Here is a 17,004-nt window from a genome sequence, read left to right as displayed (position 1 = left end):
CCGGACGTCCCCGTCGGCGGGACGCCACGAAGCGGCCGAGTGTCACGAAGCGGGCGGTGGCGCGCTCGGCGGCGTGTCGTCCCCGCGCTCGGGCGCACCGTCCTCGTGCTTGTGGGACAGGCGGTCGACCGCTTCCTTGGCCTTTCTCGTGCCGGACTCGATCTTCTCGCTGTACTTGCCCTTGGTCTTTTCGTCGACCGTCCGTGCCGCCTTGTCGAGTCCGTGGTCGATCTTGTCCCCGTGCTGATGCGCGAGTTCGCCGACCTTTTCCCTGGCGGGGCTCAGCTTGGCCTTCAAAGTGTCCAGGAAGCCCATCGGGCACCTTCCCTGCTGGAAGAAACCATGGCCGGGCGTTCTGTCCGGTCCGGCCGCCGACCACTTCGCCCACCGGCTCCGCAGTCGAATTCCAAACCATGAAAAACGCCCGTATTCACGTACAAATTCTACTGGTGTGAGCGAGGATTCGCTCCGTTCGGCGCCGCAGGACCGGCGCCCGCCCCGGGCCGCCGCACTCGTTCGGGAACACGGCGGAAGGTTTGCGAGACTGGGGCGGTGACAAGCTCAGCTCCCGCACCGCGGGTCATCACCGTCGTCGGCCCCACCGCTGCCGGAAAGTCCGATCTGGGGGTGTTCCTCGCTCAGCGGCTCGACGGCGAAGTGGTCAATGCCGACTCCATGCAGCTCTACCGGGGCATGGACATCGGCACCGCGAAGCTGACGCTCCCCGAGCGCGGGGACGTCCCGCACCACCTGCTGGACATCTGGGACGTCACGGAGACCGCCAGCGTCGCCGAGTACCAGCGACTGGCCCGCGGGGAGATCGACCGACTGCTCGCGGCAGGGCGCACCCCCGTCCTGGTCGGCGGCTCCGGTCTCTACGTGAAGGGTGCCATCGACGCCCTGGAGTTCCCCGGCACGGATCCGGAGGTGCGGGCCAGGCTGGAGGAGGAGCTGACCGAGCGCGGTCCCGGGGCACTGCACGCCCGGCTCGCCGCCGCCGACCCCGAGGCGGGCCGGGCCATCCTGCCGGGCAACGGCCGGAGGATCGTCCGGGCCCTCGAAGTCATCGAGATCACCGGCAGGCCCTTCACCGCCAACCTTCCGGGTAACGATGCGGTGTACGACACCGTCCAGATCGGCGTCGACGTGGCCCGTCCCGAACTCGACGAACGCATCGCCCTGCGGGTGGACCGGATGTGGGAGGCCGGACTCGTCGACGAGGTGCGCGACCTGGAGGCGCGCGGTCTGCGCGACGGGCTGACCGCGTCCCGGGCGCTCGGCTACCAGCAGGTGCTGGCCGCGCTGGCCGGGGAATGCACGGAGGAGGAGGCGCGTGCCGAGACGATTCGCGCCACCAAACGATTCGCGCGCCGTCAGGACTCGTGGTTCCGCCGCGACGCGCGGGTCCATTGGCTGAGCGGTGCCGCCCAGGACCGCGGGGAACTCCCGCACCAGGCTCTGGCGTTGGTCGAACGAGCGGTCACAGCCTGATCACGTGATGGCATCGGGACGCCCCGCCCGTCATTCCGGTGCCTCGGGGCGTGCCATCATCGAGCATCGATCGATCAGTGGAGTCCGAGTTGGGAGGGCGCGTGGCGATGGAGGCCGGCCCTCGCGACACGGAAGACGACGCACCGGACACGCGACACGCGCCCGCGCACGACCAGGGGCACGCGACGGCGCATGGGACGGGCCACGAACCGGGGCGTCTGAGCCCCGACGGGCCCGACGAACTCGACGTGCCCGCCGAGGTCGAGGTCGAGCTGCGGCCCGCCCGGCGGATGCGCATCTGGCAGCTCGCGCCCATCGTCGTGCTCGCCGCGCTGGGCTCGCTGATGTTCGCCTTCCCGCTCGCCTTCGAGTTCGGCGACGGCGGCGCGGTCGTCGCCATGCTGGGCCTGCTGATCAGCGGTTGTGCCGCGGGCTGGGGCATGATGGCCGCCCGCCGTGTCGGCTACACCTGGCCCGGACTGCCGCAGCGGGGCACGGGCGAACGGCCCGACTGGCGTGTGGTCGCCCTGTACGTCGCCGTCTGCCTCGTCCTGGTCGCCCTGGCCGTCGGGCGCGTGGCCCGGCTCCGCTGACCTGCTCCGACGGCCCCTCCGGCGCTGCCCGGTGACCGGCCGCGTCCCGTGCCCGACCCGCCCCGGCGCTCCGCCCGGCCCGGTTCCGGCGGGCGTCGCCGCCGCCTCGTACAGTTGCCCTGTGACCACCTCGCAGATCACCTTCCTCAAGGGCCACGGCACCGAGAACGACTTCGTGATCGTTCCCGACCCGGACGACGCCGTGGACCTGCCTCCGGCGGTCGTCGCCCGGCTGTGCGACCGCCGGGCCGGTATCGGCGGGGACGGGCTGCTGCACGTCGTACGGTCCGCCGCGCATCCCGAGGCGCGTGCCATGGCGGACGAGGCCGAGTGGTTCATGGACTACCGCAACGCCGACGGCTCCGTCGCCGAGATGTGCGGCAACGGCGTACGCGTCTTCGCCCGTTATCTGCAGCGCGCCGGCCACGCCGAGGCGGGCGGCCTCGCCGTCGCCACCCGAGGTGGCGTCAAGAAGGTGCACATCGCCAAGGACGGCGACATCACCGTCTCCATGGGACGCGCGACCCTGCCCGAGGACGGGGTCACGGTCACCGTGGACGGCCGCGGCTGGGACGCCCGCAACGTGAACATGGGCAATCCGCACGCCGTCGCCTTCGTCGACGAACTGGAGCACGCCGGCGCCCTGCTGGCCCCCCCGTCCTACAGCCCCGCGGCCGTCTACCCCGACGACGTCAACATCGAGTTCGTCGTCGACCGGGGTCCCCGCCATGTGGCCATGCGGGTCCACGAGCGCGGCTCGGGGGAGACCCGCTCCTGCGGCACGGGCGCCTGCGCCGTCGCCGTCGCCGCGGCCCGCAGGGACGGCGTCGACCCCGCGCAGACCGGTACTCCGGTCACGTACACGGTCGACCTGCCCGGCGGCACGCTCGTCATCACCGAGCACCCGGACGGCGAGATCGAGATGACCGGTCCCGCCGTGATCGTCGCCGAGGGCGTCATCGATCCGGCCTGGCTCGCCGCCCGGCCCGCGTAGACGGCCCGAGCGGGCGCCACCGCCGCGCACCGGCCGGGCGGTGGCGTACGGGCGATGCCTGACATGACCGAAACGGCAAGGCCCAAGGCTTCGCTCGAATGGGTGATCCGTTTCACGCTGGGCAAGAGGCGGACTCCGCCACGTGGTGGGCTCGGTAGCATCAAGCACCGGCCCGGAGGTGCGACCGCGCCTTACCCCTGCCGGTCGACGTCGCCGGAGGTACCCCCCATGAGCGCAGAGGCCGCCAACCCTGGTACTCCCATCCGCAGGCGGGGCCGCCCCCGGATCGACCTCCGCAGGCTCGGCCGCGTCGCGCTCCTCGGCTCCGTACCCCGTGACCGACTGCCCGACGCGATCGGCCATGTCGCCGAGGCGCACCGCGCCCACCACCCCGATGCCGACCTCTCCATCCTGCACCGCGCCTATCTGCTCGCGGAGTCCTCGCACCGCGGGCAGATGCGCAAGAGCGGCGAGCCGTACATCACGCACCCCCTCGCCGTCACCCTGATCCTCGCCGAACTCGGCGCCGAGACCACGACACTGACCGCCTCGCTGCTCCACGACACCGTCGAGGACACCGAAGTGACGCTCGATCAGGTGCGGGAGCAGTTCGGCAAGGAGGTCTGCTACCTCGTCGACGGCGTCACCAAACTGGAGAAGGTCGACTACGGCGCGGCGGCCGAACCCGAGACCTTCCGCAAGATGCTGGTGGCCACCGGCGACGACGTCCGGGTGATGTCGATCAAGCTCGCCGACCGGCTCCACAACATGCGGACCCTCGGTGTGATGCGCCCGGAGAAGCAGGCCAGGATCGCCCGGGTCACCCGTGACGTGCTGATCCCGCTCGCCGAACGGCTCGGCGTGCAGGTGCTCAAGACCGAACTCGAAGACCTCGTGTTCGCGATCCTCCACCCGGAGGAGTACGAACGGACCCGGGCGTTGATCGCCGCCGCCGGACCCGACCCGCTCGCCCCCATCGCCGAGAACGTCGCGGCGGTGCTGCGGGAGGCGGGCATCCCCGCCGAGGTCCTCATCAGACCGCGCCACCACTTCTCCGTGCACCGGGTCAGGACCAAACGCGGCGAACTGCGCGGCACCGACTTCGGACGCCTGCTGGTCCTCGTCGGTGAGGACGCCGACTGCTACGCCGTGCTCGGCGAGCTGCACACCTGCTTCACCCCGGTGATCTCCGAGTTCAAGGACTTCGTCGCCGCGCCCAAGTTCAACCTCTACCAGTCGCTGCACACCGCCGTCGTCGGCCCCGAGGGCGCGGTCGCCGAAGTCCTCGTCCGCACGCACCGGATGCACAAGGTCGCCGAAGCCGGCGTCATCGCCCTCGGCAACCCGTACGCGGCGGACGGCGGCTTCGGACCCCAGGCCGCCGAACCCGCGGACGGGGAACGCGCCGACCCGACCCGGCCCGGCTGGCTGTCCAGGCTCCTGCAGTGGCAGCAGTCGGCACCGGACCCCGACACGTTCTGGACCACGCTCCGCGCCGACCTCGCCCAGGACGGAGAGATCACGGTCTTCCGCACCGACGGCGGCACGCTCGGACTGCCCGCCGGAGCCAGCTGCGTCGACGCCGCCTACGCGCAGTACGGGGACCGGGCGCACAACTGCGTCGGCGCCCGGGTCAACGGCCGGCTCGCCACCCTCGGCACCATGCTGAGCGACGGCGACACGGTGCAGCCGCTGCTCGCCGAGGACGCCGGTTCCGGCCCCTCGCGCGCCTGGCTCGACCACGCCCGGACCCCCGCGGCCCGGATCGCCATCGCCGGCTGGCTGGAAGCCCACCCCGAGCCGCCCCAGGGACCGCACGGCGGCCGGCCGTCCGGACCCAGGCCCGAACCGCAGCCCCAGGGGACCCCTGCGACCGCGGGCGCCGTGGTGGACCGGCCGGACGCCACCGTGCGCCTCGCGGGCTGCTGCACCCCCGTGCCCCCCGACGACGTCACCGGCTTCGTCGTCCGCGGCGGCACGGTCACCGTGCACCGGCGGGAGTGTCCCGGGGCGGCCCGGATGCGGTCCACCGGCCGGACGTCGGTCGGCGTCCGCTGGGGCGAGGCGGCCGCGTGCCGGGTCACGCTGGTCGCCGAGTCGTTCGGCCGCCCCCGGCTGCTCGCCGACCTCACCGAGGCGATCGCGACGGCGGGGGCGGCCGTCGTGTCCGCCACCGTCGAACCCCCCAGTGAGCAGCGCGTCCGGCACACCTACACGCTCGAACTCCCCGACGCCGCCGGACTTCCGGCGCTGATGCGCGCGATGCGCGACGTGGCGGGGGTGTACGACGTGAGCCGCGCCCGGCACCCCGCGGGCGCCGTCTGATCCTCGCGCCGCGCCGCGGGGACCTCGTTCGAGTGGTGCGGCGCGTGCCGCGCCTGCCCGCCCGGGCGTCGCTGATAGCGGTAGTCCATGCCGTTCATCTCCCGCCGTGCGCGGGCCGCTCTGCTGGCCGTCGCGTCGGCCGCCCTCGTCGCCGCCGCCCTCCCGTCGCCCGTGCCGCTCGGCATCGGCGACCGGCTCTTCCCTCATCTCGGCAACCCCGGATACGACGTCCTCTCGTACGACATCGGACTGGCCTACCACGGCAACAACAGCCGACCGATGGACGCCGTCACCACCATCGACGCCCGGACCACCGAACCGCTGGACCGGATCAACCTCGACTTCACCCACGGCACCGTCCGCGCGGTCACGGTCAACGGTCTGCGCAGCGAATTCGCCACCGTGGGCGAGGACCTGGTCGTCAGCCCGCCAGGTCACCTCCCGCCCGGAGCGCCGTTGCGCATCACCGTCCACCACACCAGCGACCCCGGGGGCGCCCAGGACCCCGGAGGGTGGGTACGCACCGCCGACGGCCTGGCCATGGCCAACCAGGCCGACGCCGCCCACCGCGTCTTCCCGGGCAACGACCACCCCGCCGACAAGGCGTACTTCACCTTCCGGGTCACCGCGCCCAAGGGCCTCACGGTGGTGGCCAACGGACTGCTCGTCGCCGCCGCCCGGCACGGCGACACGACCACCTGGACGTATCGCACCGAGCACCCCATGGCCACCGAACTGGCCCAGGTCGGCATCGGCCGGTCCACCGTGCTTCACCGCACCGGACCGCGCGGACTGCCGGTGCGCGACGTGGTCCCGACCGCCGACCGCGAGCGCCTGGAACACCGGCTCGGCAAGACCCCGGAACAGATCGCGTGGATGGAGCGGCAGGTCGGCCGCTACCCCTTCGAGACGTACGGACTGCTCGTCGCCGACACCCGGACCGGCTTCGAGCTGGAGACCCAGACGATCTCCCTCTTCGAACGGTCCCTGTTCGTGGGGGACGGCTACCCCGACTGGTACGTCGAATCGATCATGGTGCATGAGCTGGCCCACCAGTGGTTCGGCGACAGCGTCTCGCCCCGGACATGGTCCGACCTGTGGCTCAACGAGGGACACGCCACCTGGTACGAGGCACGCTACGCGGAGGAGCACGCCGGGAAGTCGCTGGAGAGCCGGATGCACGACGCCTACGTCCGGTCCGACGGCTGGCGTGCCGCGGGCGGACCGCCGGCCCGCCCCACGACGCCCGAGCCGGGCAAGAAGCTCAGCCTCTTCCGGCCGGTGGTGTACGACGGAAGCGCGCTGGTGCTGTACGCCCTGCGTCAGGAGATCGGCGCGAGCGCGTTCGACCGGCTGGAGCGGAGCTGGGTGAGGAAGCACCGGGACTCCACCGCGGACACCGCGGACTTCGTCCGGCTGGCGTCGCGGATCGCGGGCCGCGATCTGACCTCGTTCCTCGACGGCTGGCTGTACGGCGAGAGGACCCCGTCGATGCCAGGACACCCCGACTGGCGCAGTGCCGCCCCGGACGGCCGGTGACGCGGGGCGCACGGGCGGCCACGAGAGCGGCCCGGTCGGGGCAAACTCGGGTGACGAGCCCGGAGCGGCCGTGCCACTATCAACGGGTCGCCACGGCGGCCGGACCGATGATTCGCCGCACCGGGAATCATCGGCAGAGGTCACACGTTGTGACAGATGTAACGGACTTCCATCGACGTAAGGATCCAATGACCTCCTCTTCTTCCCTTCCCCAGGACGCGCGGTACGCGCGGAGTGCTACGGAAAACACCACCGAGAGCCTCACAGAGGGCCTTCGGGCCGACGCCCTGATGGAAGAGGACGTCGCCTGGAGCCACGAGATCGACGGAGAGAGGGACGGCGACCAGTTCGACCGCTCCGAGCGCGCCGCGCTGCGACGGGTGGTCGGTCTCTCCACCGAGCTGGAGGACGTCACCGAGGTCGAGTACCGCCAGCTGCGCCTGGAGCGCGTGGTGCTGGTGGGCGTGTGGACCTCGGGGACCGCCCGCGAGGCGGAGAACTCCCTGGCGGAGCTCGCCGCGCTGGCGGAGACGGCGGGCGCCCAGGTGCTCGACGCCGTCTACCAGCGCCGCGACAAGCCCGACCCGGCCACCTACATCGGGTCCGGCAAGGCGCTGGAGCTGCGTGACATCGTCCTCGAATCAGGGGCCGACACCGTCGTCTGCGACGGTGAGCTCAGCCCCGGCCAGCTGATCCATCTGGAGGATGTCGTCAAGGTCAAGGTGGTCGACCGGACCGCCCTGATCCTCGACATCTTCGCCCAGCACGCCAAGTCCCGAGAGGGCAAGGCACAGGTCTCCCTGGCACAGATGCAGTACATGCTGCCGCGCCTGCGCGGCTGGGGTCAGTCGCTGTCCCGACAGATGGGCGGCGGCGGTTCCAGCGGCGGCGGAGGCATGGCGACCCGTGGCCCCGGTGAGACCAAGATCGAGACCGACCGGCGCCGGATCCGCGAGAAGATGGCGAAGATGCGCCGGGAGATCGCGGAGATGAAGACCGGCCGCGAGATCAAGCGCCAGGAGCGCAAGCGCAACAAGGTGCCGTCGGTCGCCATCGCCGGCTACACCAACGCGGGCAAGTCCTCGCTGCTCAACCGGCTCACCGGGGCGGGCGTCCTGGTGGAGAACGCGCTGTTCGCCACCCTGGACCCGACCGTGCGCCGGGCCGAGACGCCGAGCGGCCGGATCTACACCCTGGCCGACACCGTCGGGTTCGTACGGCATCTGCCGCACCACCTCGTCGAGGCGTTCCGCTCCACCATGGAGGAGGTCGGCGAGTCCGACCTGATCCTGCACGTGGTGGACGGCTCCCACCCGGCCCCGGAGGAACAGCTCGCCGCGGTCCGCGAGGTGATCCGCGACGTCGGCGCGGTGGACGTGCCCGAGATCGTGGTGGTCAACAAGGCGGACGCCGCCGATCCGCTGGTGCTCCAGCGACTGCTGCGCATCGAGAAGCACGCGATCGCCGTCTCGGCACGCACGGGCGACGGCATGGACGAATTGCTCGCGCTCATCGACACCGAACTGCCCAGACCGTCGGTCGAGATCGAGGCACTCGTGCCGTACACCCGGGGCGGTCTCGTCTCGCGCGTGCACGCCGAGGGCGAGTTGATCTCCGAGGAGCACACGTCGGAGGGCACCCTCCTCAAGGCCCGGGTGCACGAGGAACTGGCCGCGGAGCTCTCCGCGTTCGTTCCCGTGGCGCACTGACGGCGCGGCGGAATCATCACCCGGTACGGACCGAAGGCCCGCTCCCCGAAAGGCACATGTGCCTCCAGGGGAGCGGGCCTTCGCCGCCGGGCCGCGCGTCACGCGCCCGGTCGCAACGCCGTCATCGTGAACGGGGCGTCGTCACCGTGAAGCGACGCCGTCACCGGACACCGGCCCGGTGACGGCTCGTCCTCACTGTCCCGCGTACTTCTTGCTGACCGCCTCGTAGACGCCCTCGGCCTCCTTGCCGAACCGCGGTCCGGCCAGCCAGCCGGCCGTCACCGGGCCGATGGAGGTGTTCGAGACCAGCGCGGGCTTGCCGTCCCGGCCGGTCGCGACCCAGCCACCGCCGGAGGCGCCGCCGGTCATTGTGCAGCCGATGCGGTACATCGTGGGGTCCTGTGCGGCCAACGACAGCCGGCCCGGCTCGTCCTCGCAACGGAACGCCTTCTGGCCGTCGTACGGAGGCGCCGCCGGGAAACCGGTGGCGGTCATGGTGCCGATCTTCGACACGGCCGGGGCGTCGAACTCGACGGGCAGCGCGGAACCGACCGTCTCCTCCAGGGACTTGCCCGTCGACCCCTTCTCCGGCGTGACGCGCAGCACCGCGAAGTCGTACGGCGCGCCCTGCCCACCGACCGAGGACCCCTGGGAGATCCACTGGTCGGACGTCTGCGCCCACTGCCCCCACCACACGCCGTAGGGGGCCATCTGCTCCCTGGTCGCCTTCTTCAGCGCGGCCGTGGGCAGACCCTCGTTGTTGTACGACGGCACGAAGGCGATGTTGCGGTACCAGCCGCCCTTCTTGCCCGCGTGCACACAGTGCCCCGCCGTCCACACCAGATTCGACTTACCGGGGTGCGCCGGGTCCTTCACCACGGTCGCGGAGCACACCATGGAGCCCTCGGGGCCGTCGAAGAAGAGCTTCCCGGACTCGGCGGCGCTGGAGTGGTACGGCGTTCCGACGGCGACGGCGCGCACCGGCGCGGGCGTCGGGTCCGTCACACCGACATCGCCCGAGATGTCGTTCTCGACCGGCCGCTCCGGCGCCTTGTCGGCGTCCCGCATCCGGTCGGGGTCCCAGAGGTCCTCGATGATCGGATTGACGAAGTCCCTGGCCTCGCGCAGCCACTTCTCCTTGTCCCAGTTCTTCCACTCGCCGTTCCGCCACCGGTCGAGGTCGATCCCGCGGTCCTTGAGCCGTTCCTTGAGATCGTCCGGGATGGTGATCTTGCCGTCGGACGCCTGGGTCGCCGCCGCGTTCGGCTTGTCGCCCCCGGTGTCCTCCTCCGGTCCGCAGGCGGTGGCGGTGAGCGCGAGGACCGCGGTGACCGCGGTCACGGCCGGCAGCGAGAAGCGTGTACGCCGCACACCCCTCCGGCGTGCGGCGAGAGCCGGTCGACTGAGTCGCATGTGGTGATCCCCCTGGGACTTCGTAACTCAACACTTCGGTACGGCACTTCGGCGCTGTTGCGGGCCAACGACCTCGAACGCCCTGTCGGCATGCGGAAGGTCGCCCGAGCACCTGGTGCGGCCCCCCACTATGCCGGTGCCGGTGGGGACGGCGTGAGGCAGGTCCGTGGTTCCACCCCCGCAAGGATCTTCGGATATACCCGTGATCCGCCGGGCCCGGCGTCGTTGGTACGTGCGAGGGATCCCGGGGAGGGCGTTCATCCCTGGAGTCCGTCCGTCCGCGCACCGACGTACCGACCCACCGACGTGCGACGCAACCGTTCCAGCGGGAGGACCGACAGCCGTGGCCGTGACCGAACCAGCTCCGGTGGCAGCACCGACGGCGTACGAGGGGATCCTGCGCCGTCAGTCGATGCGCGAGTCCGCCGCCCGTACCTACGCGCGCTCACTGCCCATCGTCCCGGTGCGCGCCAGGGGGATGACCATCGAGGGCGCGGACGGGCGGCGGTATCTCGACTGTCTCTCGGGAGCCGGCACGCTGGCGCTCGGCCACAACCATCCGGTGGTGCTGGAGGCCATCAGGAAGGTGCTCGACTCGGGCGCGCCCCTGCACGTCCTCGACCTCGCCACCCCGGTCAAGGACGCGTTCACCACCGAGCTGTTCGCCACCCTGCCGCGGAGGTTCGCCGACGACGCCCGGATCCTGTTCTGCGGACCCGCCGGGACGGACGCCGTCGAGGCGGCCCTCAAACTGGTCCGTGCCGCCACCGGCCGCGACGGACTCCTCGCCTTCACGGGCGCCTACCACGGCATGACCGAGGGCGCCCTGGCCGCCTCGGGCGGTGCCGAGGACGTACGGGTGACGCGCCTGCCGTTCCCCCGCGACTACCGTTGCCCCTTCGGGACCGGGGGAGAGCGCGGCGCGGAGATCGCCGCCCGGTGGACCGAGAACCTCCTGGACGATCCGAAGGGCGGCGTGCCGGCCCCGGCCGGAATGATCCTGGAACCGGTCCAGGGGGAGGGCGGGGTGATCCCGGCCCCCGACGACTGGATGCGCCGCATGCGCGAGATCACCCGCGCCCGGTCCGTGCCGCTGATCGCCGACGAGGTCCAGACCGGCGTCGGCCGCACCGGCGCCTTCTGGGCGGTCGAGCACAGCGGGATCACCCCCGACGTGATGGTGCTCTCCAAGGCCATCGGCGGTTCCCTCCCGCTCGCCGTCGTCGTCTACCGTTCCGCGCTCGACACCTGGCAGCCCGGAGCGCACGCCGGCACCTTCCGGGGCAACCAGCTCGCGATGGCCGCCGGAACCGCCACTCTCTCCTATGTACGGGAGAACCGCCTCGCCGAGCGCGCCGCGACGCTCGGGGCCCGGATGCTCGCCCGACTCCAGGGCCTGGCGGCGGACCATCCGTGCGTCGGGGACGTCCGGGGCCGGGGACTGATGATCGGGGTGGAGCTCGTCGACCCCGAGGCCGCCGCGCCCGACGGCGGCCCCGAGCCACCGCCCGCCCCCGCGCTCGCCGCCGCCGTCCAGCAGGAATGCCTGCGCCGCGGTCTCATCGTCGAACTCGGCGGACGCCACTCCACCGTCGTACGCCTCCTGCCGCCCCTCACCCTCACCGACGAACAGGCGACGGCGGTCGTGGACCGTCTCGCCGACGCCCTGGCAGCCGCCGAGCGACTGCCGCACCGCCGGATCGCGACCGGGCCGATCCACTGACCCGGCCACCTCACAAGGAAGACCGCAGTGAACCCCACCCCCCCGCCCCAGGCCGATGGCCCGCCCCCCATGCCGCAGCGAGCGGAGGCCGGACCCGCCGGAAGCCTCCTCGTCGAGCCCACCGTGCCGCGCCAGAAGGCCGCACCGGACGACGAGCGGTACGCCCCGCCGGCCCGGACCGCCGATGCGACGCCGGACGACCGCCTCGACCATCTCGACCACCCGGACCCGCTGCGCGCCGCCGACGCGGCGGGCGTCGAGAACCTCCTCCGCTGCTGGGTCCGTGAGAGCGGCCTGGCCCGCCCCGAGGCGGACGTGCTGCGCGTCCCCCTCCCCGCGAGCGGAACGGCGCTGCTCGTCCCCGTCGCGCACTGGTCCGTCATGGGCTGGCACCGGTTCGGACCGCCCGTCCTGGAAGGGACGCCCGACAGCGCGCCGTCCGTCGACGCCGTCACGGTCGCCGCCCTGCTGGGCCGCGAGGCCGACCGCGACGAGGGGGCCGACATGGTGGCGCGGGTCGCCGACTCGGTCCGCCGCACCGCGGCCTTCATCGCGGAGCGGCGGCGCGCCCCCGAGCCGCCGGCCGCGGCGGACCTCTTTCTCACGGCCGAGCAGTCGCTGCTCCTCGGCCACCCGCTCCACCCGACGCCCAAGAGCCGTGAGGGGCTCTCCGAATCAGAGGCCCGCCGCTACTCGCCCGAGTCGTACGGCTCCTTCCCACTGCACTGGATGGCCGTCGACCGGTCAGTCCTGGCCACCGACTCCGCCTGGACCGAACGCGGCCGTCCCGTGCCCGCCACGGAACTGCTCACCGCCCAGGCCGAAGGGCTGCGCCTCCCCGAGAACACCGCACCGATCCCGCTCCACCCCTGGCAGGCCCGCGACCTGCTGCACCGGCCCGAAGCGGCCGCCCTGCTCGACGCCGGGCTCCTCCGCGACCTCGGACCGTACGGCGGGCACTGGCACCCCACCTCCTCCGTCCGCACCGTGCACCGGCCCGGTGCCGAGCTGATGCTCAAACTCTCCCTGGGGCTGCGCATCACCAACTCCCGTCGTGAGAACCTCCGCAAGGAGCTCCACCGCGGGGTGGAGGTCCACCGCCTGCTGCGCAGCGGGCTCGCCGCACAGTGGCACGCCGCCCACCCCGGCTTCGACATCGTCCGCGACCCCGCCTGGCTCGCCGTCGACGGCCCGGACGGCGCGCCCGTCACCGGCCTCGACGTGGTGCTGCGGCACAACCCGTTCGGTCCGCACGACGACGCGGTCTGCATCGCCGGGCTCACCGCGCCGCGTCCGTGGCCGGGGCGCAAGGCCATGCACTCGCGCCTCGCCGAGGTCGTCCTCTCCCTCTCCGCCGCCACCGGCAGGGGCGTGGGCGCCGTGGCCACCGAGTGGTTCCTGCGCTACCTCGACCGGGTCGTATGCCCCGTGCTCTGGCTCGACGCCCACGCGGGCGTGGCCCTCGAAGCACACCAGCAGAACACCCTGGTGCTGCTCGACGGCCACGGCTGGCCCGTCGGCGGCCGGTACCGCGACAACCAGGGCTACTACTTCCGCGAGTCGCACCGCGCCGCCCTGGAGCGACGGCTCCCCGGCATCGGAACGGTCAGCGACACCTTCGTCTCCGACGAGGTCACCGACGAACGCTTCGCCTACTACCTCGGGATCAACAACGTGTTCGGGCTGATCGGGGCCTTCGGCTCCCAGCGGCTCGTCGACGAGCGGGTCCTCGTCGCCGCGTTCCGCCGGTTCCTCGGCTCGGCCGCCGCACTCGGCTCCCCGCTGCCCGCGCACCTCCTGGACAACACCCATCTGCGGTGCAAGGCCAACCTGCTGACCCGGCTGCACGGCCTCGACGAACTCGTCGGTCCCGTCGACACCCAGTCCGTGTACGTCACCATCGCCAACCCGCTGCACGCCTGAAGGGCCGCGACGACAGGAGACCGCATGACCGGCGAAAGAGCGGGACCGGCGAAGGCCCATGACCGACGCACGACCATGACCGACGCACGACCATGACCACCGCCTGAACCACCGGGAGGAGAGCGACACCATGGCTTCCGCCGACGCGCCCACAGGCGCCGGTACCGGCCGGGCCCCGCAGACCGACACGAGCGCCGAGGACACCCTGGACCTGCCGCTCTCCGAGGAACTCCTCGGCCTGCTCGGGGACGGCACGGGCGCCGCGGCCACCGCCGCGGCACCCCCCGCGACGCCGGACGCGCCCGGGCCGTCGGCCTCGTCGCCCGTGCCGTCCGCCTCGCCCGTGTCCTGTGCGTCGCCCGTGACATCCGTGACGGCGGCATCGGGCGGCGCGGACCCGACGTACGCCGCACGCATCAAGGCCACCGGCACGACCGTCCCACGTACGCCGGAGAGCAAAGGGGCGTACGCCGGCCTGCTCGACCGGCCGGCGGACTGGGGCCCCGCCGACACCCCGGCCGGAGTGTTCCAACTCGTCCCCGTGCGACTGGAACGCGATCTCGCCCTCATCAGCCGCTGGATGAACGACCCCGCGGTGGCGGCGTTCTGGGAACTCGCCGGAGCCGAAACGGTCACCGCGGACCATCTGCGCCCCCAGCTGGACGGCGACGGACGCAGCGTGCCGTGCCTCGGGGTGCTGGCGGGCATCCCCATGAGCTACTGGGAGATCTACCGCGCGGACCTCGACCCGCTGGCCCGCCACTACCCGGCACGCCCGCACGACACCGGGATCCACCTGCTCATCGGAGGAGTCGACGACCGCGGACGCGGTGTCGGCACCACCCTCCTCCGGGCCGTCGCCGACCTGATCCTCGACAACCGCCCCCTGTGCGGGCGCGTCGTCGCGGAACCCGACCTGCGCAACACCCCGTCCGTGTCCGCCTTCCTCAGCGCCGGCTTCCGTTTCTCCGCGGAGGTCGAGCTTCCCGACAAACGAGCCGCTCTGATGGTCCGCGACCGAACCCACCGGGCCCACCTGTGAACGAACGACTGCGATACGTACACCGCTCGAACCCCATCGGTTCCACCCCGAGGAGTCACCGTGCCGAAATATCCCGCGCGCATTGATTCAGCGACTGATTCCACGACTGGTTCAGCAACTGATCCAGTGAGTGATTCAGCGGAATCCATTGCGCCGCTCAGCACGCCCGAACTGAACCCGGCGGTCTGGGAGGGGGCCGCCGTCCGACTGCTCGCGAAAATGCTCGGCCAATTCGCCTACGAGGAGGTCGTCGAGCCGGTCGGCCCCGTCGACGGCGGCGATGCCTACACTCTCCGGCTCGACGACGGGGGCACCCTGATCTTCAGGGCCCGGCGCGGGGTGTACGGGAGCTGGCTCATCGCCCCCGAGTCGATCCAGGAACTGCGCGGCACCGCCGGGGAAGCACCGACGCGAGCCGCACACGACACCGTCGGGAGCGCGTCGCCGGAATCGACGCGCGCCAGGACGCGGGAGCTCGCGGAGCCGGCGGCCGGGGCGGAGTGCGACAGTCTCCCCTGGGCGCCCGGCAAGCCCCGGCCGGACCGGAGCGCCGACGCCGTCCCGACCCCGGGCCGTCGTACGGATCCCGCACCGGACAGCAGCGCCGAAGCCGTGTCGAGACCGCACCGCGGCGCCGACGACACCGCCCCGTCACGGCACCCAGGCTCCGACGCCGTGCCGTTCCGCGACCCCCTGGGCTTCCTCGCCCGCGCCCGCCGCCTCCTGGGGATCGACGGCGCCACGCTCGGCCACCTCATCCGCGAGATCACCATCACCCTCGCCGCCGACGCCCGACTCGCCCACACCGGGCTCACCACCGCCCGCCTGGCCGAACTCGACTACGCCGAGCTGGAAGGACACCAGACCGGCCACCCCTGGCTCGTCGCCAACAAGGGCCGCCTCGGCTTCTCCGCCACCGACGCCTCCCGCTACACCCCCGAGGCCCGCCGGCCCGTACGGCTGCCGTGGATCGCGGTGTCCACCCGGATCGGGTCCTACCGGGGCGTCACCGGCCTGGACACGCCCGGGCAGCTGTACGCGCGGGAACTCGATCCGGCCGACCGCGACTCCTTCGCCGCCGTGCTCCGCGCCCGCGACCTCGACCCGGACCGGTACCTCTTCCTGCCCGTGCACCCCTGGCAGTGGGACGAATGGATCGTTCCGCTCTTCGCCCCGGCCATCGCCTCGGGCGACATCGTGCCCCTCCACGCCGATCCCGACCTCAGGCTGCCGCAGCAGTCCATCCGTACCTTCACCAATGTGTCCCGCCTCGACCGGCACACCGTCAAGCTGCCGCTGTCGATCCTCAACACCCTGGTCTGGCGCGGGCTGCCGACCGAACGCACCCTCGCGGCCCCCGCCGTGACCGCCTGGGTACAGGGCCTGTGCGAGCGCGACGGCTTTCTGCGCGACACCTGCGGGGTCGTCCTGCTCGGCGAGGTGGCCTCCGTGACCGTCGAGCACCCGCTCTACGATCACCTGCCGGAGACGCCGTACCAGTTCAAGGAGATCCTCGGCGCGATCTGGCGCGAACCCCTCCAGCCCCGGCTCGCCCCCGGCGAGCGCGCCCGGACCCTCGCCTCGCTGCTCCACACCGATCCGCACGGACGCGCCTTCACGGCCGAACTCGTCGAACGCTCCGGACTCGCACCCACCACCTGGCTGACCCACCTCTTCGCCGCGCTGCTGCCCCCGCTGCTGCACTTCCTCTACCGCTACGGCACGGTGTTCTCGCCGCACGGCGAGAACGCGATCGTCGTCTTCGACGGACAGGACGTGCCGGCGCGCCTGGCGATCAAGGACTTCGTCGACGATGTGAACGTCAGCGCCCAGCCACTGCCGGAACACGCGTCCATGCCGCAGGACGTGCGCGACACCCTGCTCACCGAGGAGCCCTCCTTCCTCACCCAGTTCATCCATGCCGGACTGTTCATCGGTGTCTTCCGCTTCCTCTCCCCGCTGTGCGAGGAGCAACTGGGTGTTCCCGAGGCCGATTTCTGGTCACTCGTACGGGACGAGGTGCTGCGGTACCACGCCCGCTTTCCCGAGCTCAAGGACCGGTTCGAGATGTTCGACATGCTCACGCCGCGCATCGACCGTCTCTGTCTGAACCGCAACCGTCTGCATGTGGACGGCTACCGGGACCGCCCGGGACGCCCGCACGCGGCCATCCATGGGAGCGTGCCCAATCCGCTCCACCCCGCTGAATCCGACCGGGAGTGATCGCCGTTGTCAGTGGTGCCCCGTAGGGT

12 protein-coding genes are annotated in these 17,004 nt (G+C 72.1%); 10 read left to right on the top strand and 2 right to left on the bottom strand.

All coding sequences use genetic code 11. The features are described from left to right. Positions 1–42: 42 nt before the first annotated feature. Positions 43–315, bottom strand: coding sequence for an antitoxin (locus AMK22_RS28615; RefSeq protein ID WP_073789736.1), 273 nt, complete (start codon positions 313–315; stop codon positions 43–45). A gap of 237 nt (positions 316–552) precedes the next feature. On the opposite strand from AMK22_RS28615, the gene miaA reads away from it, so the two are divergent. The 6 genes from miaA (at position 553) to hflX (ending at position 8,651) form a co-directional block, all read left to right on the top strand. Beyond that, positions 553–1,491 (top strand): tRNA (adenosine(37)-N6)-dimethylallyltransferase MiaA, encoded by a 939-nt coding sequence (gene miaA / locus AMK22_RS28610; protein WP_073789734.1) that lies wholly within the window; start codon positions 553–555, stop codon positions 1,489–1,491. A gap of 107 nt (positions 1,492–1,598) precedes the next feature. After that, the gene (locus tag AMK22_RS28605) at positions 1,599–2,084 is read left to right on the top strand and encodes a hypothetical protein (RefSeq protein WP_073789732.1); all 486 of its coding nucleotides are present in this window, start codon (positions 1,599–1,601) and stop codon (positions 2,082–2,084) included. 121 nt (positions 2,085–2,205) lie between these two features. Further along, on the top strand, positions 2,206–3,078 hold the full coding sequence (dapF, locus tag AMK22_RS28600; RefSeq protein ID WP_073789730.1) for a diaminopimelate epimerase: 873 nt from the start codon (positions 2,206–2,208) through the stop codon (positions 3,076–3,078). A 228-nt stretch (positions 3,079–3,306) separates the two neighbouring features. Next, a complete protein-coding gene (locus AMK22_RS28595; RefSeq protein WP_073789728.1) occupies positions 3,307–5,403 on the top strand; it encodes a RelA/SpoT family protein in 2,097 nt (698 codons plus the stop codon). Positions 5,404–5,490: 87 nt separating this feature from the next. Continuing rightward, complete coding sequence (locus tag AMK22_RS28590; RefSeq protein WP_073789726.1) at positions 5,491–6,942, top strand: M1 family metallopeptidase; 1,452 nt, start codon at positions 5,491–5,493, stop codon at positions 6,940–6,942. 188 nt (positions 6,943–7,130) lie between these two features. Beyond that, positions 7,131–8,651 (top strand): GTPase HflX, encoded by a 1,521-nt coding sequence (hflX, locus tag AMK22_RS28585; RefSeq protein ID WP_073789724.1) that lies wholly within the window; start codon positions 7,131–7,133, stop codon positions 8,649–8,651. A 192-nt stretch (positions 8,652–8,843) separates the two neighbouring features. Here hflX and AMK22_RS28580 read toward each other — a convergent pair whose 3' ends face one another. Further along, on the bottom strand, positions 8,844–10,064 hold the full coding sequence (locus AMK22_RS28580) for a trypsin-like serine peptidase (RefSeq protein ID WP_199883336.1): 1,221 nt from the start codon (positions 10,062–10,064) through the stop codon (positions 8,844–8,846). Between the two features lie 343 nt (positions 10,065–10,407). On the opposite strand from AMK22_RS28580, the gene AMK22_RS28575 reads away from it, so the two are divergent. The 4 genes from AMK22_RS28575 to AMK22_RS28560 all read left to right on the top strand — a co-directional run bounded on the left by AMK22_RS28575 (position 10,408) and on the right by AMK22_RS28560 (position 16,975). Further along, complete coding sequence (locus AMK22_RS28575) at positions 10,408–11,787, top strand: diaminobutyrate--2-oxoglutarate transaminase family protein (RefSeq protein ID WP_073789722.1); 1,380 nt, start codon at positions 10,408–10,410, stop codon at positions 11,785–11,787. A 27-nt stretch (positions 11,788–11,814) separates the two neighbouring features. Continuing rightward, on the top strand, positions 11,815–13,710 hold the full coding sequence (locus tag AMK22_RS28570) for an IucA/IucC family protein (protein WP_073789720.1): 1,896 nt from the start codon (positions 11,815–11,817) through the stop codon (positions 13,708–13,710). 130 nt (positions 13,711–13,840) lie between these two features. Continuing rightward, positions 13,841–14,752 carry a GNAT family N-acetyltransferase gene (locus AMK22_RS28565; RefSeq protein ID WP_242434168.1) on the top strand — a complete coding sequence of 304 codons (912 nt, stop codon included), beginning with the start codon at positions 13,841–13,843 and terminating at the stop codon, positions 14,750–14,752. Positions 14,753–14,971: 219 nt separating this feature from the next. Then, entirely contained in the window at positions 14,972–16,975 is a 2,004-nt protein-coding gene (locus AMK22_RS28560) for an IucA/IucC family protein (protein ID WP_443333322.1), read from the top strand. Positions 16,976–17,004: the final 29 nt, after the last annotated feature.

Origin of the sequence: Streptomyces sp. CB01580 (assembly GCF_001905795.1) — a bacterium.
In the GTDB taxonomy this organism is placed as follows: domain Bacteria; phylum Actinomycetota; class Actinomycetes; order Streptomycetales; family Streptomycetaceae; genus Streptomyces.
Note: the sequence above shows the minus strand (reverse complement) of the source record. Positions and strands in the feature narration are given on the sequence as shown.

What these genes read in the sequence shown, in the direction of transcription:
- AMK22_RS28615 (WP_073789736.1), bottom strand. Translation starts at nt 315, where the DNA reads ATGGGCTTCCTGGACACTTTGAAGGCCAAGCTGAGCCCCGCCAGGGAA.
- AMK22_RS28605 (WP_073789732.1), top strand. Translation starts at nt 1,599, where the DNA reads ATGGAGGCCGGCCCTCGCGACACGGAAGACGACGCACCGGACACGCGA.
- AMK22_RS28595 (WP_073789728.1), top strand. Translation starts at nt 3,307, where the DNA reads ATGAGCGCAGAGGCCGCCAACCCTGGTACTCCCATCCGCAGGCGGGGC.
- AMK22_RS28590 (WP_073789726.1), top strand. Translation starts at nt 5,491, where the DNA reads ATGCCGTTCATCTCCCGCCGTGCGCGGGCCGCTCTGCTGGCCGTCGCG.
- hflX (WP_073789724.1), top strand. Translation starts at nt 7,131, where the DNA reads ATGACCTCCTCTTCTTCCCTTCCCCAGGACGCGCGGTACGCGCGGAGT.
- AMK22_RS28580 (WP_199883336.1), bottom strand. Translation starts at nt 10,064, where the DNA reads ATGCGACTCAGTCGACCGGCTCTCGCCGCACGCCGGAGGGGTGTGCGG.
- AMK22_RS28565 (WP_242434168.1), top strand. Translation starts at nt 13,841, where the DNA reads ATGGCTTCCGCCGACGCGCCCACAGGCGCCGGTACCGGCCGGGCCCCG.
- AMK22_RS28560 (WP_443333322.1), top strand. Translation starts at nt 14,972, where the DNA reads ATGCTCGGCCAATTCGCCTACGAGGAGGTCGTCGAGCCGGTCGGCCCC.